This window comes from Micromonospora sp. NPDC005161, assembly GCF_053599855.1.
This window is the reverse complement of the sequence record NZ_JBSFYQ010000003.1, coordinates 275,454-292,861: the sequence shown is the minus strand read 5'-3', so window position 1 is coordinate 292,861 and position 17,408 is coordinate 275,454. Positions and strand designations below refer to the sequence as shown.

General features: G+C 72.2%; 19 protein-coding genes and 1 pseudogene. 10 read left to right on the top strand and 10 right to left on the bottom strand.

The window, feature by feature from the left end; all coding sequences use genetic code 11:
* Window positions 1–52: 52 nt before the first annotated feature.
* Window positions 53–1,465 (bottom strand): NADP-dependent succinic semialdehyde dehydrogenase, encoded by a 1,413-nt coding sequence (locus ACWD5O_RS05130; RefSeq protein ID WP_450084651.1) that lies wholly within the window; start codon window positions 1,463–1,465, stop codon window positions 53–55.
* 12 nt (window positions 1,466–1,477) lie between these two features.
* Complete coding sequence (locus tag ACWD5O_RS05125) at window positions 1,478–1,741, bottom strand: DUF6343 family protein (RefSeq protein WP_089016751.1); 264 nt, start codon at window positions 1,739–1,741, stop codon at window positions 1,478–1,480.
* A gap of 242 nt (window positions 1,742–1,983) precedes the next feature.
* On the opposite strand from ACWD5O_RS05125, the pseudogene ACWD5O_RS05120 reads away from it, so the two are divergent.
* A pseudogene (locus tag ACWD5O_RS05120) lies at window positions 1,984–2,834 on the top strand (GDSL-type esterase/lipase family protein).
* Between the two features lie 28 nt (window positions 2,835–2,862).
* Here ACWD5O_RS05120 and ACWD5O_RS05115 read toward each other — a convergent pair.
* The 3 genes from ACWD5O_RS05115 to ACWD5O_RS05105 form a co-directional block, all read right to left on the bottom strand.
* Window positions 2,863–3,609 (bottom strand): EcsC family protein, encoded by a 747-nt coding sequence (locus ACWD5O_RS05115; protein WP_450084650.1) that lies wholly within the window; start codon window positions 3,607–3,609, stop codon window positions 2,863–2,865.
* Between the two features lie 37 nt (window positions 3,610–3,646).
* Complete coding sequence (locus ACWD5O_RS05110) at window positions 3,647–3,793, bottom strand: hypothetical protein (RefSeq protein ID WP_354964076.1); 147 nt, start codon at window positions 3,791–3,793, stop codon at window positions 3,647–3,649.
* A gap of 106 nt (window positions 3,794–3,899) precedes the next feature.
* On the bottom strand, window positions 3,900–4,748 hold the full coding sequence (locus ACWD5O_RS05105) for a peptidase M23 (protein ID WP_450084649.1): 849 nt from the start codon (window positions 4,746–4,748) through the stop codon (window positions 3,900–3,902).
* 417 nt (window positions 4,749–5,165) lie between these two features.
* On the opposite strand from ACWD5O_RS05105, the gene ACWD5O_RS05100 reads away from it, so the two are divergent.
* The 3 genes from ACWD5O_RS05100 to ACWD5O_RS05090 are packed head-to-tail and all read left to right on the top strand — an operon-like array spanning window position 5,166 to window position 7,258.
* Window positions 5,166–6,086 (top strand): proteasome assembly chaperone family protein, encoded by a 921-nt coding sequence (locus ACWD5O_RS05100; protein ID WP_354964074.1) that lies wholly within the window; start codon window positions 5,166–5,168, stop codon window positions 6,084–6,086.
* A 37-nt stretch (window positions 6,087–6,123) separates the two neighbouring features.
* Window positions 6,124–6,921, top strand: a complete 798-nt coding sequence (locus ACWD5O_RS05095; protein ID WP_354964073.1) for an exodeoxyribonuclease III — start codon at window positions 6,124–6,126, stop codon at window positions 6,919–6,921.
* 19 nt (window positions 6,922–6,940) lie between these two features.
* Window positions 6,941–7,258 (top strand): antibiotic biosynthesis monooxygenase family protein, encoded by a 318-nt coding sequence (locus tag ACWD5O_RS05090; protein ID WP_354964072.1) that lies wholly within the window; start codon window positions 6,941–6,943, stop codon window positions 7,256–7,258.
* 117 nt (window positions 7,259–7,375) lie between these two features.
* On the opposite strand, the gene ACWD5O_RS05085 is transcribed toward ACWD5O_RS05090, so the two are convergent.
* Window positions 7,376–8,098, bottom strand: a complete 723-nt coding sequence (locus ACWD5O_RS05085; protein WP_354964071.1) for a class F sortase — start codon at window positions 8,096–8,098, stop codon at window positions 7,376–7,378.
* Window positions 8,099–8,105: 7 nt separating this feature from the next.
* A complete protein-coding gene (locus tag ACWD5O_RS05080; RefSeq protein ID WP_354964329.1) occupies window positions 8,106–8,726 on the bottom strand; it encodes a hypothetical protein in 621 nt (206 codons plus the stop codon).
* 130 nt (window positions 8,727–8,856) lie between these two features.
* Between ACWD5O_RS05080 and trmB the strand changes: the two genes are divergently transcribed.
* Both trmB and ACWD5O_RS05070 read left to right on the top strand, forming a co-directional pair.
* Entirely contained in the window at window positions 8,857–9,555 is a 699-nt protein-coding gene (gene trmB / locus ACWD5O_RS05075; RefSeq protein WP_450084648.1) for a tRNA (guanosine(46)-N7)-methyltransferase TrmB, read from the top strand.
* Window positions 9,556–9,614: 59 nt separating this feature from the next.
* A complete protein-coding gene (locus ACWD5O_RS05070) occupies window positions 9,615–12,128 on the top strand; it encodes a DEAD/DEAH box helicase (RefSeq protein WP_450084647.1) in 2,514 nt (837 codons plus the stop codon).
* 64 nt (window positions 12,129–12,192) lie between these two features.
* Here the strand turns inward: ACWD5O_RS05070 and ACWD5O_RS05065 are convergent, their stop codons facing one another.
* Window positions 12,193–12,912, bottom strand: a complete 720-nt coding sequence (locus ACWD5O_RS05065) for an MBL fold metallo-hydrolase (protein WP_354964068.1) — start codon at window positions 12,910–12,912, stop codon at window positions 12,193–12,195.
* 115 nt (window positions 12,913–13,027) lie between these two features.
* Between ACWD5O_RS05065 and ACWD5O_RS05060 the strand changes: the two genes are divergently transcribed.
* The 4 genes from ACWD5O_RS05060 to ACWD5O_RS05045 all read left to right on the top strand — a co-directional run bounded on the left by ACWD5O_RS05060 (window position 13,028) and on the right by ACWD5O_RS05045 (window position 15,478).
* The gene (locus ACWD5O_RS05060; protein WP_450084646.1) at window positions 13,028–13,606 is read left to right on the top strand and encodes a TetR/AcrR family transcriptional regulator; all 579 of its coding nucleotides are present in this window, start codon (window positions 13,028–13,030) and stop codon (window positions 13,604–13,606) included.
* Window positions 13,607–13,730: 124 nt separating this feature from the next.
* Window positions 13,731–14,375 carry a hypothetical protein gene (locus ACWD5O_RS05055; RefSeq protein ID WP_450084645.1) on the top strand — a complete coding sequence of 215 codons (645 nt, stop codon included), beginning with the start codon at window positions 13,731–13,733 and terminating at the stop codon, window positions 14,373–14,375.
* Between the two features lie 196 nt (window positions 14,376–14,571).
* Window positions 14,572–14,766 (top strand): hypothetical protein, encoded by a 195-nt coding sequence (locus ACWD5O_RS05050; protein WP_354964065.1) that lies wholly within the window; start codon window positions 14,572–14,574, stop codon window positions 14,764–14,766.
* Between the two features lie 184 nt (window positions 14,767–14,950).
* On the top strand, window positions 14,951–15,478 hold the full coding sequence (locus ACWD5O_RS05045) for a hypothetical protein (protein WP_450084644.1): 528 nt from the start codon (window positions 14,951–14,953) through the stop codon (window positions 15,476–15,478).
* A 113-nt stretch (window positions 15,479–15,591) separates the two neighbouring features.
* Here ACWD5O_RS05045 and ACWD5O_RS05040 read toward each other — a convergent pair whose 3' ends face one another.
* Both ACWD5O_RS05040 and ACWD5O_RS05035 read right to left on the bottom strand, forming a co-directional pair.
* Window positions 15,592–16,539, bottom strand: coding sequence for an ABC transporter substrate-binding protein (locus ACWD5O_RS05040; protein WP_450084643.1), 948 nt, complete (start codon window positions 16,537–16,539; stop codon window positions 15,592–15,594).
* On the bottom strand, window positions 16,539–17,405 hold the full coding sequence (locus ACWD5O_RS05035) for an ABC transporter ATP-binding protein (protein WP_450084642.1): 867 nt from the start codon (window positions 17,403–17,405) through the stop codon (window positions 16,539–16,541). Before ACWD5O_RS05035 ends, ACWD5O_RS05040 begins: the two co-directional genes overlap by 1 nt.
* Window positions 17,406–17,408 lie beyond the last annotated feature (3 nt).

Here is a 17,408-nt window from a genome sequence, read left to right as displayed (position 1 = left end):
CGGCACTTCCTACCCGCGACCGCCCCCGCTGATGCCTGCGAGGAACCGCGGGCTACTCGGCGTGCGCGCCGGCGCCGGCCGAGGCCGCGCCCTGTCCCACCCAGACCGTCTTGGTGTTGCAGAACTCCCGCATGCCCAGCGCGGACAGCTCTCGGCCGTAGCCCGAGTTCTTCACGCCACCGAATGGCAGCTCCGGGAAGGAGGTGGTCATGCCGTTGATGAAGACGTTGCCGGCGTCCAGGTCGGTGGCGAAGCGTTCCTGCTCGGCCTCGTCCCGGGTCCACGCGTTCGAGCCGAGCCCGAAGGAGGTGCCGTTGGCCACCTCGATCGCCTCCTCGTACGACGACACCCGGTACAGGCCGGCGACCGGGCCGAAGACCTCCTCGCGCCACATCCGCATCTCCGGAGTGAGGTCGGTGACCACAGTCGGCGGATAGAACCAGCCGTCACCGGCCGGCAACTCGCCGCCGCAGAGCACGGTCGCGCCGTTGTCCACCGCGTCGCGTACCTGAGCGTGGACCTCGTCGCGACCGCTCTGGCTGGCCAACGGCCCCACCTCGGTGTCCTGGTCCATGGGGTCGCCGACCCGCAAGGCGGCCATGTTCGCGGCGAACTTCTCGGCGAAGGCGTCGAAGACGTCGGTGTGCACAATGAACCGCTTCGCCGCGATGCAGGACTGGCCGTTGTTCTGGCAGCGGGCGGTGGTGGCCACCTGGGCGGCCCGGTCCACGTCGGCCGAGGGCATCACCACGAACGGGTCGCTGCCGCCGAGTTCGAGCACGGTCTTCTTCAGCTCCCGGCCGGCGACCTGGGCGATGGACCGGCCGGCGCGCTCGCTACCGGTGAGCGTGGCGGCGCGTACCCGGGGGTCGCTGAGGATCCGGTCGACGGCCTCCGAGCCGACGAGCACGGTGGTGAACGCGCCCTCCGGGAAGCCGGCCCGACGGAACACGTCCTCCAGCAGCAGCGCGGTCTGCGGCACGTTCGAGGCGTGCTTGAGCAGGCCGGTGTTGCCGGCCATCAGCGCCGGCGCGGCGAAGCGCATCACCTGCCAGAGCGGGAAGTTCCACGGCATCACCGCGAGCACCGGGCCGATCGGTTGGTAGCGGATGAACGCCCGGGTCGCCGTCACCGCCTTGGCGTCGGCCGGCTCGTCGGCGAGGAACGAGGGCGCGCGGTCGGCGTAGAACCGGCAGGCCGAGGCGCACTTGGTCACCTCGGCCTGTGCCGCGACGTACGTCTTGCCCATCTCGGTCGTCATGATCCGGGCGATCTCGTCCCGGTCGGCCTCCAGCAGGTCGGCCGCGGCGTGCATCCACCGTGCACGCTGGTCGACGGTGGTTTCGCGCAGCTGCTGGTACGCGAGGTCGGTGCGCTCGATGGCGGCGTCGAGCTGCTCGGTGGACATCGCTTCGTAGGTCTTGAGCACCTGTCCGGTGGCCGGGTTGGTGGTGGCGATGGACATCTCGTCCTCCTGTCACTCGAACAGTGAGTGCCGGACGCCCGGCTGCTCGCGGCGGCGGGCGGCGCGGCGGCGCTGGATCACGACCAGGTCGACCACGGCGACCACGGCGAAGATCGCGCAGAGCACGCCGAGCCAGGCGAGGTCGGCCCAGAACGCCAGCACCGCGAAGAGCACCATGATCACCAGTCCGAAGCCGGCGAGGGTGAGCCGGAGGTTCAGAGCGCTGTACGCGTGGCCGACCGTGCCACGGGCGCGCCGGGGCTGCGATCTCGTCATACCTTCCGACCTACCCCAGATCGCCTGTGTTAACCGGCTGGCGTTCTTCCCATGGCCCGCGCCGCCGGGGCGGCGATCATCCAACCGTCCCGCAAGGCGTCCCTCGGGCGGCATGCATGTAGCACGCCGCAGGCGGTCGCGGCGCCGCTCTGCCGCATACCCGACAGCAACTTCCCGATGAACCGCTTCCTACGCATAGAGTTACCGCAATGTCGCTCTGTGCTGTGAAGACGGGGGATGTCATGCCTCGACGCTGGGTCACCGCGCTGGCCTGTCTCGCGGCGCTGGTCACGCTGGCGTGCGAGGGCGGCACCTCGGCGAGCCCCCGCCCCACCAACGACACCCCGAAGCCCGGTGGCCCCGGTGGCATCGCCGCGCTCGGCGACTCGATCAGCACCGGCTTCGCCTCCTGCCTGGTGCTCACCTCCTGCGAGCGCAACTCCTGGTCGACCGGGGACGGCCAGCGGGTACGCAGCCTCTACCGGCGGCTGCTCGACCAGGACTCCGCGATCCGCGACCGGACGTACAACCACGCCCGGCCGGGGGCCCGCGCCGACGCGCTGGAGGGCCAGGCGAAGGCTGCGGTACGCGACCGCGCCGACTACGTCACCGTGCTGATCGGGGCCAACGACGCCTGCCGGGGTGGGATCGACGCGATGACACCGGTGGCGCAGTTCCGGGCCGACGTCGACCGGGGCCTGCGGGTGCTGCGGACCGGCCGACCGAAGGCCCGGGTGCTGGCGGTGAGCATTCCCGACCTGTACCGGCTCTGGGAGGTCGGGCACGGCGACCCGCGGGCGGTGCGCGCCTGGCGGCGGGGTGTCTGCCCCGCTCTGCTGGCCGACGCGACCTCGACGGCACCCGCGGACCGCGCCCGCCGGGCCGCCGTCCGCGAGCGGATGACGCCTACAACGCCCAACTGGTGGCCGCCTGCCGGGCGTACGGGTCGCGCTGCCGGCACGACGGCGGCGCGGTGCACAAGGTCCGGTTCACCCTGGACCTGCTGAACCCGCTGGACTGGTTCCACCCCAACGCAGGCGGGCAGGGACGGCTCGCCGAGGTCACCTGGCGCGCCTCGGGCCTGGCCGACTGACCGGCCGGACGCGCCCGCGAGCGGCGGGTCAGGGGCGGCGGGGCTCCGGCAAGCTCGCACCGCGCGGGCGGTAGAGCGCACGGGATCGCTCCGCGAGATCCCTGGTGGCCGACGAGTTGGCCCAGGTGCCGAGCACGATCGCCGCGCCGGGCACGATCTTGGCCACCATCCGCTTGGCCGCCCGGACGCCGGCCATCTGGGCCAGCCGCACGCCGAGTCGCAGCATGACGTGGCCGAGTGGACGCTGGCCGCCCAGGCCGAAGAGCGCGTCGGCGCGTTCCCGGCCGGCGGCCACCCCGAGCGCCAGTCGGGCACTCTCGGCGACCTTGTGCACCCGCTGGAGCACCAGCAGGTCTGTGGCCCGGTCGGTGTGCAACGGGTCGACGTCGTACGCGGCGGCGATGTGCAGCACCATCCGCGCCTGGGTCCAGGCCAGCACACCCACGTCGAGCACGGCGCCGGGCAGCCCGGCCGCGCCGGAGACGGCCCCGGAGAGGCGGGCCAGATTGAGGAACTTGCGGGCCGCCTGGTCCGCAAGGAGTTCGGCGGAGACGCCAGCCTGATCAGCCCGGGCCCGGGCTGCCCACTGGACGGCCTCCGGCCCGAGCCGGCGCACCGCCTCCAGGGCGAGGTGCTCCGGGGCGTACTGCGGATCCGCGCGCATCCGGTCCCAGAGCCGGGCGGGCGGCCCCTCGGGGGCGTCCATCGGCAGGTTGGCGGACGGTTGGGGGGTGGGCGCGGCGGGCTGGCCGCCGACGGGTGGGGTGTCGGTCACCGGGTCTCCCCAGGGGTCGGTACGGCCGGTGGAACGGTCAGCGGCGGCGGTTGGACAGCCGGGCCGCCAACCCCTTGAGCTTCTGCTGGTTGCTGGGCTTGGCCAGCTCGCGCCGACCCCGGTCGACCAACTGCTGCCCCTTGGGTGATCTCAGAAACATGCTGATCCGCTGCATCAGTGACATGACGTCCTCCTGTCGGTGATCCCGCTGTCATGTGTACCCCGAACCCGCAACGGATGTACCCGGGACCCGACAGGCTCAACCCCAACCGTCCATAGTGGCCGGTAGGTTACCGCCCGGCCGGCACGATCGCGTCGACGACCCGGTTGGCCCGCCACTCGTGCTGCTGGTAGTGCTCGGGATACGCGGAGACCTGCACCGCCTGGGCGGCATCGGTGAGCCGCATCTGCTGCCAGCCGGGCACCTGCTCCAGCGCGCTGAGGAACTGGCTGGTGGCGAACTCGGGGTCCATCAGCCGGCCCACCGGGCCCCAGCCGCTGCTGGAGCGCTGCTGGAACAGTCCGACGGAATCGTGGTCCCAACCGACGCCCTGGTGCGGATAGTCCTGCGACTCGGGCAGCACGCCGCTGGCCACGTTGTACAGGTTGCTCTCCTGCATGGCCGTGGCCACAGCGATCACCAGGCCGCGGCGGGGCACGCCCATCTTGCGGCCGGTGCGGACGATCGCCTCGGCGTTCTCCATCTGGTCCTCATCCAGCCCGGCGACGGGGGCCGGGTCGGTCGGCCGCGCCGGAGCGGCCTTGCGCGCCGACCGGGTGGTGTCCGGGTCGGCGGCGGACGGGGTGGCGGTGGGCGTGGCCGGGACGGCGGCCCGGTCGAGACCACGGGAGGCACGCTGCTGCTCGGCACGCTGCACCAGCTCCGAGCTTCCGGCGAGCGAATCGGAGCGCACCGCGCCGGCGCTCTCGTCGCGGACCTGCGCGACGGCGGCCAGGCCGAGGCAGCAGACCACGCCGGTGGCGAGCGCCACCTGTGCCCGGCGTCGACCCGTCAGGTCCCGGGCGTACGCCCGGATCCGGCTCGCGGCGGTTGTCCGTTCGGCTGAGGTGCCATCCTCCATATCGGCAGTGGGCCTGCTCGGGGCGTACGGGTCGTCGAGGGTGCCGTCGTCACGCATCAACCGAGGCTAGGCAGGCGGAAACCCCGATCACGCACGGTGATCACGTGGCGCTCGCCACAGATCCGGGCCCTCCCGGTGGACGACCGGGGCGCGTCGACCCGCCCGGGGAATGGACCTCGCGTACCGGATGAAGCCGGCGTCGCACGCAGCCGGGACGGCACGCGACACGGACGGACATCCGACCCCGGGCACCGACATGATCGACAAACTCGGCCTTTGGGCTGAACCACCCTCGGCCGATCGGGCGGCAGGGCCGACCTGGCGGCGTAATCGGGTGATTAGTCCGGTCGCGCCCATCCACCGGGCGACGGATCGCCCCGAGCAGGAATGCACCAGGATGGCGGGTACGTTGCCCGAACCGGGTGCCGTCCGTCGCGGGCATCCCGTAGGCACATTCCAGGGAGGTCCGCACCGGTGCTCGACCCACACGAGCTCTACCAGCTCACCGACGATCTGCCCGACCTCGGGCAACCGGTCATGATCCAGGCCCTCACCGGGTTCGTGGACGCCGGCAACGCCAGCCGGCTGGCCCGCGAGCAGCTGCTCACCTCGCTGGAGAGCCGGCCGATCGCCACCTTCGACGTGGACCAGCTCTTCGACTACCGCTCGCGGCGCCCCGTGATGACCTTCGTCGAGGACCACTGGGAGAGCGTCGACGCGCCCGAGCTCGAGCTGCACCTGCTGCACGACGACGACGAGACCCCGTTCCTACTGCTCACCGGCCCGGAGCCGGACCTGCAGTGGGAGCGGTTCGTGGCCGCGGTCGCCGGGCTCACCGCCCGCCTGGACGTCCGACTCACCGTCGGGCTCAACTCGATCCCGATGGCGGTGCCGCACACCCGGCCGACCGGGGTGACCGCGCACGCCACCCGGCCCGAGCTGATCGCCGGGTACGAGCCCTGGCTGCAACGGGTCCAGGTGCCCGGCAGCGTCGGTCACCTGCTGGAGTTCCGCCTCGGCGAGCAGGGCCGTGACGCGCTCGGCTTCGCCGCCCACGTGCCGCACTACGTGGCGCAGACCGAGTACCCGGCCGCCGCCGAGGTGCTGCTCACCTCGGTGTCCCGCAGCACCGGGCTGCTGCTGCCCGGCGACGGGCTGCGCTCGGCCGCCGAGGTGGTCCGGGTGGAGATCGACCGGCAGGTCGCTCAGACCGAGGACGCCGCCGCCCTGGTCCAGGCCCTGGAGGAGCAGTACGACGCGTTCGCCCGGGGCCGCGGTGAGAAGAGCCTGCTCGCGCCGGACGCCGGCCCGCTGCCCACCGCCGACGAACTCGGCGCGGAGCTGGAACGGTTCCTGGCCGAACAGACCCGTCCCGGCGACACCCCGGGCAGCTGACCCGGCGTCGCGGGGGCGGATGCGGCAGGCTGGAGACATGCGCCTGGCAACCTGGAACGTGAACTCGGTGAAGGCCCGGCTGCCCCGGCTGCTGGAGTGGCTGGCCGGCACCGGGCCGGACGTGGTCTGCCTGCAGGAGACCAAGTGCCCGGACGGCGCCTTTCCGGTGGCCGAGGTGGGCGAGTTGGGCTACACCGTGGCCAGCCACAGCGACGGCCGCTGGAACGGGGTCGCCATCCTGTCCCGGGTGGGGCTGGACGACGTCCGGGTCGGGTTCGCCGGCGAGCCCGGCTTCCCCGAGCCGGAGGCCCGGGCCATCTCCGCCACCTGCGACGGGGTGCGGGTCTGGTCGGTGTACGTGCCCAACGGCCGTACGCCGGACGACCCGCACTACGCGTACAAGCTGGCCTGGTTCGCGGCGCTGCGTGACGCGCTGGACGCGGAACTGGCCGGCGGGCTGCCCCTGGCCGTCTGCGGCGACTTCAACGTCGCCCCGACCGACGCCGACGTCTGGGACCCGGCCGTCTTCACCCACTCCACGCACGTCACGCCGGCCGAGCGGGCGGCTCTCGCCGCGCTGCGCGATCTGGGGCTGAGCGACGTGGTGCCGACCCCCATGAAGGGGCCGCACCCGTTCACCTACTGGGACTACCGCGCCGGGATGTTCCACCAGAACAAGGGCATGCGGATCGACCTGGTGTACGCCTCCGCGCCGTTCACCCGGGCGGTCCGCTCGGCGTACGTGGACCGGGAGGCCCGCAAGGGCAAGGGCCCCTCCGATCACGCCCCGATCGTGGTCGACGCCGATCTGGTACCCGTCGTCGAGACGTTCTGAGCCTGGTTAGGGTGAGTGGATGGCAGTTGTGAAGATCAACGCGATCGACGTCCCACCGGGTGCCGGCGCGGAGTTGGAGAAGCGGTTCGCCGCGCGAGCCGGCGCGGTGGAGAACTCCCCCGGCTTCCTCGGCTTCGAGCTGCTCCGGCCGGTGGCCGGCGAGACCCGCTACTTCGTCTACACGAAGTGGGAGAGCGAAGAGGCGTACCAGGCATGGGCCGCGGGTCCGTCCCGCGCCGCCCACGCCGCCGCGCCGGGCGACAAGCCCCGCCCGCCGGTCTCCACCGGCGCCAGCCTGCTGGAGTTCGAGGTGGCCCTGCACGTCCCCCAGCCCTAGTCGGTCATTCCGGAGATCGTTTGATCCACTCGGGATCGGCGATGCAGGGGTGTCCGGGCCAGCGGGACACCCCTACATCACTGAGACCGTGTCGATCAAGGCCGGAGGCAGGCGATGTCAGGGCTTGCGGGAGGACTGGAGGGTGGCGAAGGCGATGACATTGTCGGCGTAGCCGGTGCGGCCGCCGATGAACTGGCCACCGCAGGTGATCAGCCGCAGCCCGGGTGGGCCGTCGTGGCCGTAGATCCGCTCGGCGGGCAGTTGGTCCTTCGGGAAGTGCTCGACCGTGTCGATCTTGAACACCACCACCGACCTGTCCGCCCGGGCCACCTCGATGAGGTCGCCGGGATGCAGCTTGCCCAGGTCGTAGAAGACCGACGGCCCGCTCTTGGTGTCCACGTGTCCCACGATCACCGCCGGGCCGGGCTCGCCGGGCGTGGGCCCGCGGTCGTACCAGCCGGTCTCGTTGTGCCGCTCCAGCGGGGGTACGGCGATCGAGCCGTCCCGCGCCTGCCCGACCGGCGCCACCGGCGCGGCGACCTTGATCGCCGGCACCGAGAGGCGCACCGGGCGGCTGGCCGACAGTCCGACCGTCTCGCTGCGGGCCGGCCGGTCACCGCCGGCCGGCGCCCAGTCGAGCGGGCCGACCGAGCGGCCCAGCCCCGCCCCTGTGGCGAAGACGCCGGCCAGCACCAGCACCACGGCCACCGGCACCGTCCAGGGGCTGCGGCCGGGCGGACGGCCGGGCGGACGGCTGCGCCGGGGCGCGACGGCGGTCGGCGGGCGGCCGGCCACCGACGGACGGTCGGCGGGCGGCTGCGAGGGGCGGAAGATCTCCATGGCGGCCTCAGCGGCGGGAGACGCGCGGCCGGCGCAGGGCCACCACGGCGAGGATCAACCCGGCGATGGTCAACGCCGCGCCACCGGGCAGCAGCAGATTGCCGGTCATGCCACCGGCGGCGCCGCCGAAGCCGGTGGCCGGACCCCGACTGGGCTGGATCTTCTTGACCACCTGGAGCATCGTCGAGGCGGTCTCGCCGTCGCGGCACTCCAGCTTGACCCGGTAGTTGCCGGGGCGGGTGCGCTCGCGCACCATCGGCGCGGCGGTGAGCACCCCGCGCTGCGGCTGCACACCGACCGCGCCGAAGGCATCGGAGACCACCGTGGCCCCCACCGAGTTGTCCCGGCAACTGGCCCGGATGCCGACCAGGTAGCCGGGCTGCACCGTGCTCGGGCTCACCTCGACGAAGACATCCACCACCGGGCTGGGCTGGGGTGCGCCACCGGGCGGGCCGGGCTGCGGCGCGCCGAGCGCGGGCGCGGCGAGCACGAGAGCGGCCGTGGGCACGCGAACGGGCGTGGTGTCGGGTGCGCGGGCGGCGGCGTGTGCGGGAGCGGTGGCCAGCAGGAGGCCGGCGAGCATGGTCACCACCGACAGGGTCACGCCGCCGCGGGTCACTGTCACGATGCCCCCTCTCGACGCCGTGCGGCCGTGCCGGGAAGCGGACCAGCCGGCCTGCCGTACCAGTTGGATCCTCTCATTCCCGGTCGCACATCACATCCGATCCGCCGACCGGGTCGCGTACGCTCGGGTCGCTGTGACCGCCACCGACCATGACCCCGCCGCCCCGCCCACGAGCCGGGCGATCCGCACCTTCCACCCCCGACGGGGCCGGATGAGCGGCCGGCAGACCGATGCGCTGGACCGGCTGTGGCCCCGCTACGGCCTGGACGTGTCGGACGAGCCCGTCGACCTCGTCGGCCTGTTCGGCCGCCGGGCGCCGGTGGTGCTGGAGATCGGCTCCGGCATGGGCGACAGCACCGCCGCGATGGCCGCCGCTGACCCGGACCGAGATTATCTGGCGGTGGAGGTGCACACGCCGGGAATCGCGAACCTGCTCGACCTGGTGGACAGCGCCGGCCTGGGCAACGTGCGGGTGGCTCGGGGCGACGCGTTGGACCTGGTCCGTGGCCTGCCCGAGGGCGTCCTGGACGCCGTGCACGTCTTCTTCCCGGACCCGTGGCCGAAGGCCCGCCACCACAAGCGGCGGATCATCCAGCCGGCACACGTGGCGCTGCTGCGCTCCCGCCTGACCCCGGGCGGCCCGCTGCACTGCGCGACCGACTGGGCCGAGTACGCCGAGGCGATGCGGCAGACCCTGGACGCGGATCCGGGGCTGGTGGACGCGTACGGCGGGTTCGCGCCGCGTCCGGCGCACCGCCCGGTGACGAAGTTCGAGCGACGGGCGCACACCGCCGGCCGGCCGGTCGCCGACCTGATCTACCGCCACCGGTAAGGGTGTCGCGGCGACCCGGTTGGCACCGGGGGGCATGATCCAGGCACCATGGACGGGATATGACGCTCACCGCCGCGCTGCCGACAAGCGCCGACCCCGACACCCTCTTCGACGCGTTCGCCGGTTGGGCGAAGGATCTCGGCCTCGACCTCTACCCCCATCAGGAGGAGGCGGTCATCGAGATCGTCTCCGGCGCCAACCTGATCATGAATACGCCCACCGGCTCGGGTAAGAGCCTGGTGGCGGTCGCCGCGCACTTCGCGGCCCTCGCGGACAGCCGGACCACCTTCTACACCGCGCCGATCAAGGCGCTGGTGTCGGAGAAGTTCTTCGCCCTCTGCGAGGTGTTCGGCGCCGAGAACGTCGGCATGCTGACCGGCGACGCCAGCGTCAACGCCGACGCCCCGATCATCTGCTGCACGGCGGAGATCCTGGCCAATCTGGCGCTGCGCGAGGGCTCGAAGGCCGACGTCGGCCAGGTGATCATGGATGAGTTCCACTTCTACGCTGAGCCCGACCGGGGCTGGGCCTGGCAGGTGCCGATCATCGAGCTGCCGCAGGCCCAGTTCATCCTGATGTCCGCCACCCTGGGGGACACCACCCGGTTCGTCGACGACCTGACCCGGCGCACCGGGCGGCCGACCGCCGTCGTCCGCTCGGCCGAGCGGCCCGTCCCGCTGATCTTCTCGTACGCCATGACGCCGCTGCACGAGACGCTCGAGGAGCTGCTGGAGACCAAGCAGGCCCCGGTGTACGTGGTGCACTTCACCCAGGCCGCCGCGCTGGAACGCGCCCAGGCGCTGATGAGCGTCAACGTCTGCACCCGCGCCGAGAAGGACATGATCGCCGAGGCGATCGGCGGGTTCCGGTTCACGTCCGGCTTCGGCAAGACCCTGTCCCGGCTGGTCCGGCACGGCATCGGCGTCCACCACGCCGGCATGCTGCCCAAGTACCGCCGGCTGGTCGAGACCCTCGCGCAGGCCGGCCTGCTCAAGGTCATCTGCGGCACCGACACCCTCGGCGTCGGCATCAACGTGCCGATCCGCACCGTGCTGTTCACCGGCCTGTCCAAGTACGACGGGGTCCGTACCCGTCTGCTCAAGAACCGCGAGTTCCACCAGATCGCCGGGCGGGCCGGCCGCGCCGGCTTCGACACCATCGGCCGGGTCGTGGTGCAGGCCCCCGAGCACGTGATCGACAACGAGAAGGCCCTCGCCAAGGCCGGTGACGACCCGAAGAAGCGGCGCAAGGTGGTCCGCAAGAAGCCGCCGGAGGGCTCGATCGGCTGGGGTCAGCCCACCTTCGACCGGCTGGTCGACGCCGAGCCGGAGCCGCTGACCTCCAGCTTCCAGGTCAGCCACTCGATGCTGCTGAACGTCATCGGCCGGCCCGGGGACGCGTTCACCGCGATGCGGCACCTGCTCACCGACAACCACGAGGACGCCGCCGCGCAGCGCCGGCACATCCGCCGCGCCATCGCCATCTACCGGGCGCTACGCGCCGGCGGGGTCGTCGAGGAACTGCCCGAGCCGGACGAGACCGGCAGACGGATCCGCCTCACCGTCGACCTCCAGCTCGACTTCGCCCTCAACCAGCCGCTCTCCCCCCTCGCCCTGGCCACCATCGAACTGCTCGACGCCGAGTCACCGTCGTACGCCCTGGACGTCCTCTCGGTCGTCGAGTCGATCCTCGACGACCCCCGGCAGATCCTCTCCGCGCAGCAGTTCAAGGCGCGCGGCGAGGCGGTCGCCGCGATGAAGGCCGAGGGCATCGAGTACGAGGCCCGCCTCGAACTGCTCGACGAGGTGACCCACCCGAAGCCGCTCGCGGAGCTGCTGGAGGCCGCGTACGAGATGTACCGGCAGGGGCACCCCTGGGTCGCCGACCACCAGCTCTCCCCCAAGGCCGTGGTCCGCGACATGTACGAGCGGGCGATGACCTTCACCGAGTACGTGCAGTTCTACGGGCTGACCCGCTCGGAGGGCCTCGTCCTGCGCTACCTGGCCGACGCGTACAAGACGCTGCGGCAGACGGTGCCCGAGGACGCCAAGACCGAGGAGCTGATCGACCTCATCGAGTGGCTGGGCGAGCTCGTCCGCCAGGTCGACTCCAGCCTCATCGACGAGTGGGAGCGGCTGCGCAACCCGTCCGACGTGGCGGAGGTGGCCCAGGCGCACGCAGCCCTGACCGACCGGCCGCCGGCGGTGACCCGCAACGCGCGTGCGTTCCGGGTGCTGGTGCGCAACGCGCTGTTCCGCCGGGTCGAGCTGGCCGCGCTGCGCCGCTGGGACCTGCTCGCCGAACTGGACGCCGGTGACCGCTGGGACTACGACGCGTGGGCCGACGCGCTGGGTCCGTACTTCGAGGCGTACGACTCGATCGGGATCGGGCCGGACGCACGCGGACCGGCGCTGCTCATGATCGAGCAGGGCCGGGAGCGGTGGACCGTCCGGCAGATCTTCGACGACCCGGACGGCGACCACGACTGGGGTATCAGTGCCGAGGTCGACCTGGCCGCCTCGGACGAGATCGGCGCCGCCGTCATCCGGATCACCGACGTCGGCCAGCTCTGACTCGATGCCGGAGGCGGAACTCGCCTCCGGCACACCACCGGCGTCGGCCTCGGCCCGATTCCGCTCACCGGGCCTCGGCCACCGCCCTGATCCGGCGCACCGCCTCGCGGACGCCTCCGTTCCACGGGGTGCCGTGACCGGGGAGGATCCACGTCGCCGGCAGGTCCTCGATGCGGGCGAGTGAGGCGAGCGCCAGCGCCGGGTCGTCGGTGAACGGCGCCGGCTGCGGGCCCTGGAGGCCGGTCAGCACGTGCCGGGTGGTGAGCGCGTCCCCGACGAACACCGCGTCGGCGACCGGCACGTGCACGGCGATGCTGCCCGGCGAGTGGCCGGGCATCCCGATCACGCGCGGGGCACCGGGCAGGTCGAGCACCTGACCGTCCTCCACGGCGGTCACCTCGGTGAGGTGGGTCGTGCGCATCCCGCCCTTGCGGCTCGCGTACCAGATGAAGCGCGCAGTCGCACCCACCTTGACCTTCCCGAAGGACGCCTTGGGCTTGACCTCGCCGCGGGCGCGGGCGGCGTCCGCACCGTGCACGTAGACCGGCACGCCGTGATCGCGTCGGAGCCGCTCGGCGAACCCGATGTGGTCGGTGTCGCCGTGGGTGAGGATCAGCCCCCGAACGTCGGCGAGCGAGCGGCCCATACCGGACAGCTCCGCCACCAGCTCCCGCCAGTGACCGGAGAGCCCGGCGTCGACGACGGTCACACCCTCCTCGGTCTCGATCAGGTAGACGGCGACGATGTCGTTGCCGATGCGGTGCAGGTGTGGCCCGAGCTTCATGGGTGCCTCCCGAAGTGACGTCACGTCTCGTATGGCTACGGTACATAGCTATCATGGCTAAGCGCTATAGCTATCATGGTGACGGCCGTCGCCCAGCCCCGGAAGGAGCACCCGCATGCCGACCCCCGACCGGACGTCGCTCGCCGACATCATCGAGGCCGCACGCGGCATCCTGGAGTCGGAGGGACTCCCGCGCCTGACCATGCAGGCGGTCGCCGAACGGGTCGGTGTGCGCGCCCCGTCGCTCTACAAGCGGGTCCGCAACCGCGACGCCCTGATCCAGCTCGTCGCCGAGGCCGTCGTCCGCGACATGGGCGAGCAGCTCAGCGCCGTCGCCAGCAGCGGCGACCCGGGCAGGGACCTCGGCGAGCTGGCCCGCACCTTCCGCGCTTTCGCCCACGCACACCCGGCCGGCTATCAGCTGATCTTCGCCAACAGCCGCCGGGAGACCCGGCCCAGCCTCGATGCCCTCACCCAGGCCAGCGCCCCCGCCCTGCGCGTCGCCGCCGCCCTCGCCGGGCCCGAGCACGCCCTGGAGGCCGCCCGCATGTTCACCGCCTGGGCCAACGGCTTCGTCAGCATGGAGTACGCGGGCGCCTTCAACCTCGGCGGCGACCTCGACGAGGCCTTCGAGTTCGGCGTCAGCCGCCTGACCGCCGCCTTCGCGCCCCCGAAACCGTCCCGGGCCGACTGACCGCCGGTGGCCGCGAACCGGCACCGATCGGCCCACCCGCTTCGCCAGTTCTCCCGCTGGGCAATGTCAGACCCGTCGATTAGAATGTATGTACTAATCGAGATCCTGACCTGGGAGGACGCCCGTGACCGCGCCCGCCTCCACGCCCCTCACCCCCTACGCCACACTGCTCGGCTTCACCCGCTACGTCGACCGCAACGGCCCCACCAAGGCAACCTTCGTGGGCGGCCTGCGCAAGCAGCGGGCCAGCCGCTCCGGCTTCAACCCGCACGGCCAGTTCGTCAAGGCCCTCAAGGCCGACATCGCCTTCCACACCGGTGGCACCCACCTCACCGGCGTGGTCGACGTGGTCAAGCCACGCTGGCGCCCGCTCTACCAGGCGCTGGTTCCCGGCGCCACGGCCTGGCTGCACTCCCTGGGCGAGCCGTCCGCCGTCGACCTGGCCCAGACCCGTGACGCCCTGGCCATGCTCGGCGATCTACCAGTCAAGATCAATCCCCATTTCGGCGTACGGCACGCCGACGGCCGGGCCGAGGCGGTCCGGCTGCACTTCGACGAAACCCCGCCGAGTCCGGAGTCCGTGCTCGCCACCCTGCACCTGATGGCCCGGCACATGGACGCGGTGCTGCCGCACGCCGAGCCGGTCCTGGTCGACGTTCGACGCGGCCAGGCCCACCACATGCCCGCCGACGCCAAGCCCGACCAGATCGAACGCTGGCTGGCCGGCGAAGCCGCCGCCTTCCGCGCCATCTGGTCCACCGCCGCCTGACCCATCTCGCCGGCCGGGGCGGCTGCCCTGCGAGATCACGCTCGATCCCGGATGTAGTGGCCTCCTCTCCTCGGGAGGCCACTACATCCCTGTTCGGGCGAGATCATGGGTGAGTGGGCAGCGAAGGTGCCGAGGCGCGATCCGTGGTTATCCACAGGGGCGGTGTAGGGCACCGGGATCGGTCAGCCTGGACGCCATGCCGAAAGCTCCTCGCCGGCCGCCCCAGTTGCGCGGTCGGGTCTTCCGTGGCTCGGTCGCCGTCTCGCAGGGCCTGCTGACCCGCAACGACCTACGCAGCTCCGCGTGGCGGCCACTCTTCCGGGACGTCCACGCCGATGCCCAGGTCAAATTCACACACCTGACCAGGTGCGCCCAGTCGGACGCTGGCTGATCCCGCCCGGCGCGGCCATCGCCGGCAACGCCGCAGCGGCCCTGTACGGCTGCGCTACACCGACTCTGACGGAGCCGGTCGACGTGTTGGTGCCAGGGACACCCGGATCGGGCCAACCACCGGTCTTCGGATCCATCATGGGGAGATCGACTGTGGCGACGCGGTGGACCGGGCGGGGGTCAGGGTGACCAGCCCGCCGCGAACCTGCTGGGACCTCGCCCGTTGGCTCGATGTGGTCGAGGCGGTGGTCGTCATCGACGCCCTGCTCGCCAACCGGCTCATCGACGTGCCGACGTTGCGCGAGTACGCGCTGAGCCGGGCCGGTCGGCGGGGCTGGCGGTCCCTGCTGCGCGCGGTTGACCTGGCCGACGCGGGTGCGGAGTCACCCCAGGAGTCCCGCACCCGGGTGCGGCTCGTGCTCGCCGGGCTGCCCAGGCCGCAGACGCAGTGGATCGTCGCCGATCAGGGCCGGTTCGTGGCCAGACTGGACCTGGCCTGGCCGCAGTTCAAGATCGCGGTGGAGTACGACGGGCTCTGGCACGACGACCCCGAGCAGTTCCACCGGGACCGCCGGCGACTCAACCGGCTGCTCGGCGACGACTGGATCGTCGTGCACGTGACCGCCAAGCGCCTCCGGGACGACTTCGACGGCTTCCTTGCCGAGGTCAGGGCCGCGCTGCGGGCGCGGTCCCGCTCCCCCTGGGCGCCATGATCGTGCTCGAATACGGAAGTAGTGGCCTCCCCGTCAAGAGAGACCACTACTTCCTGGATCGTGCGTGATCACGGCCGCGTGCGGCGCGCAGCGCGTGCGGCACGCGGGGTTGGTCAGGCGGCGGGGAGGTACTTTGCCAGGTCGTCGAGGATCTTGTTGGCGGCGCCGACACCGATGCCGGTCATCCAAACCTCGTCGGCGACCGGGTAGGCCTTGCCGGCCTTGACCGCGCCGAGGCCCTTCCAGAGGGTGCCGGCGGTCATCTTGGCCTGCTCGGCGGCGGCCTTGTCGCCGTAGGCGGTCACGAAGATGACGTCACCGTCGACCTCGTTGATCCGCTCGGGGCTGACCAGGTCGAAGCGCTTGTCCTCCTTGTTGGCGAGCTGCTGCCGCTCGGGCCGGCCCAGGCCGGTGTCGCCGATGACGATGCCGGAGAACGAGTCCGGGCCGTACACCCGGATGTTGCCGGGGAGGAACCGCACGATCGACACCTTGCGGGCGGCGGCGTCGCCGAGCGTGGCGCCGAAGTCCTTGGCCCGCTTCTCGTACGCGGCGAGCAGATCCTTGGCCTGCTGCTCGTGGCCGAGCGCCTTGCCGTCGAGGAGGAAGTTCTCCTTCCAGGTGATGCCGACCTTGTCGGTGAACACCGTCGGCGCGATGGCGGACAGCTCGTCGTAGAACTTCTCCTGGCGGAACTTGCTGCCCAGGATGAGGTCCGGCTTCAGCGCGTTGATCGCCTCCAGGTCGGGCTCGGTGAGCACCCCGACCTCCTTGATGCTGGCGAGCTTGTCCGCGCCGAAGTACGTCGGCCAGCTCTTGGCCTCACCGGCGGTGGCGGCGCCGACCGGCGTGACGCCCAGCGAGAGCGCCGTGTCGATCTTGTCGGTGTCGAGCACGACGACGCGCTTGGGCTCCGCCGGGACCTTGGTGGTGCCCATGGCGTGGGTGATCTCCCGGGTCTCCCCGGTGGCGGAGCCGGCGACCGGGTCGCTCTCACCGCAGGCGGTGAGGCCGACGCCGAGGGCGACGGCCGCGGCGAGGGCGGCGACGAGACGACGCATCAGAGTCCTTTCGAAGGGTACGAGCCGGCGAGCGGGATGTTCCCGTCGCCGGCGGGTTGGGCGGAGGGGGTGACCGGGCGGGTGGTGGCGCCGCCGGTGTGCGCGGGCACCACCAGGGGTGCCCCGGTCACCGGGCAGGGCACGACCACGCAGGCCAGCCCGAAGACGTCACGGACCAGGTCCGCGGTGAGGATCTCCCGGGGCGGCCCCGCGGCCACCACCGTGCCGGCGCGCATCGCGACCAGGTGGTCGGCGTAGCGGGCGGCCTGGTTCAGGTCGTGCAGCACGGCGACCACGGTGCGTCCCCGCTCGACGCGCAGCCGGTGCAGCAGGTCCAGCACCTCCACCTGGTGGGCCAGGTCGAGGAAGGTGGTCGGCTCGTCCAGCAGCAGCGCGTCGGTGTCCTGGGCGAGGGTCATGGCGATCCACACCCGCTGCCGCTGGCCGCCGGAGAGGCTGTCGACCGGCCGGTCGGCCAGGTTGGCCACGTCGGCCAGGGCCATCGCCCGGTCCACCGCCGCGCCGTCCTCCGGTGACCACTGCCGCCACCACCGCTGGTACGGCTGCCGGCCGCGCCCGACCAGGTCGGCCACGGTGACGCCCTCGGGCACCAGCGGGCTCTGCGGCAGCACGCCGAGCCGGCGGGCCACCTCCCGGGTCGGCAGGTCGCGGATGGCGCTGCCGTCCAGCAGCACGGTGCCGCGGCGGGGGGTGAGCAGCCGGGCCATGGTTCGCAGCAGGGTGGACTTGCCGCACGCGTTCGGCCCGACGATCACGGTGAACGCGTCGGTCGGCAGGTCCAGGTCGAGCCCGTCGAGCACGGTCCGCTCGTCGTAGCCGGCGACCAGGTCGCGGGTGGAGAGCATCAA

Coding starts and splice junctions, on each gene's coding strand:
- ACWD5O_RS05125 (WP_089016751.1), bottom strand. CDS start 1,741: ATGACGAGATCGCAGCCCCGGCGCGCCCGTGGCACGGTCGGCCACGCG.
- ACWD5O_RS05085 (WP_354964071.1), bottom strand. CDS start 8,098: ATGGAGATCTTCCGCCCCTCGCAGCCGCCCGCCGACCGTCCGTCGGTG.
- ACWD5O_RS05035 (WP_450084642.1), bottom strand. CDS start 17,405: ATGCTCTCCACCCGCGACCTGGTCGCCGGCTACGACGAGCGGACCGTG.
- ACWD5O_RS05110 (WP_354964076.1), bottom strand. CDS start 3,793: ATGTCACTGATGCAGCGGATCAGCATGTTTCTGAGATCACCCAAGGGG.
- ACWD5O_RS05090 (WP_354964072.1), top strand. CDS start 6,941: ATGGCAGTTGTGAAGATCAACGCGATCGACGTCCCACCGGGTGCCGGC.
- ACWD5O_RS05040 (WP_450084643.1), bottom strand. CDS start 16,539: ATGCGTCGTCTCGTCGCCGCCCTCGCCGCGGCCGTCGCCCTCGGCGTC.
- ACWD5O_RS05105 (WP_450084649.1), bottom strand. CDS start 4,748: ATGCGTGACGACGGCACCCTCGACGACCCGTACGCCCCGAGCAGGCCC.
- ACWD5O_RS05095 (WP_354964073.1), top strand. CDS start 6,124: ATGCGCCTGGCAACCTGGAACGTGAACTCGGTGAAGGCCCGGCTGCCC.
- ACWD5O_RS05050 (WP_354964065.1), top strand. CDS start 14,572: ATGCCGAAAGCTCCTCGCCGGCCGCCCCAGTTGCGCGGTCGGGTCTTC.
- ACWD5O_RS05060 (WP_450084646.1), top strand. CDS start 13,028: ATGCCGACCCCCGACCGGACGTCGCTCGCCGACATCATCGAGGCCGCA.
- ACWD5O_RS05130 (WP_450084651.1), bottom strand. CDS start 1,465: ATGTCCATCGCCACCACCAACCCGGCCACCGGACAGGTGCTCAAGACC.
- ACWD5O_RS05065 (WP_354964068.1), bottom strand. CDS start 12,912: ATGAAGCTCGGGCCACACCTGCACCGCATCGGCAACGACATCGTCGCC.
- ACWD5O_RS05070 (WP_450084647.1), top strand. CDS start 9,615: ATGACGCTCACCGCCGCGCTGCCGACAAGCGCCGACCCCGACACCCTC.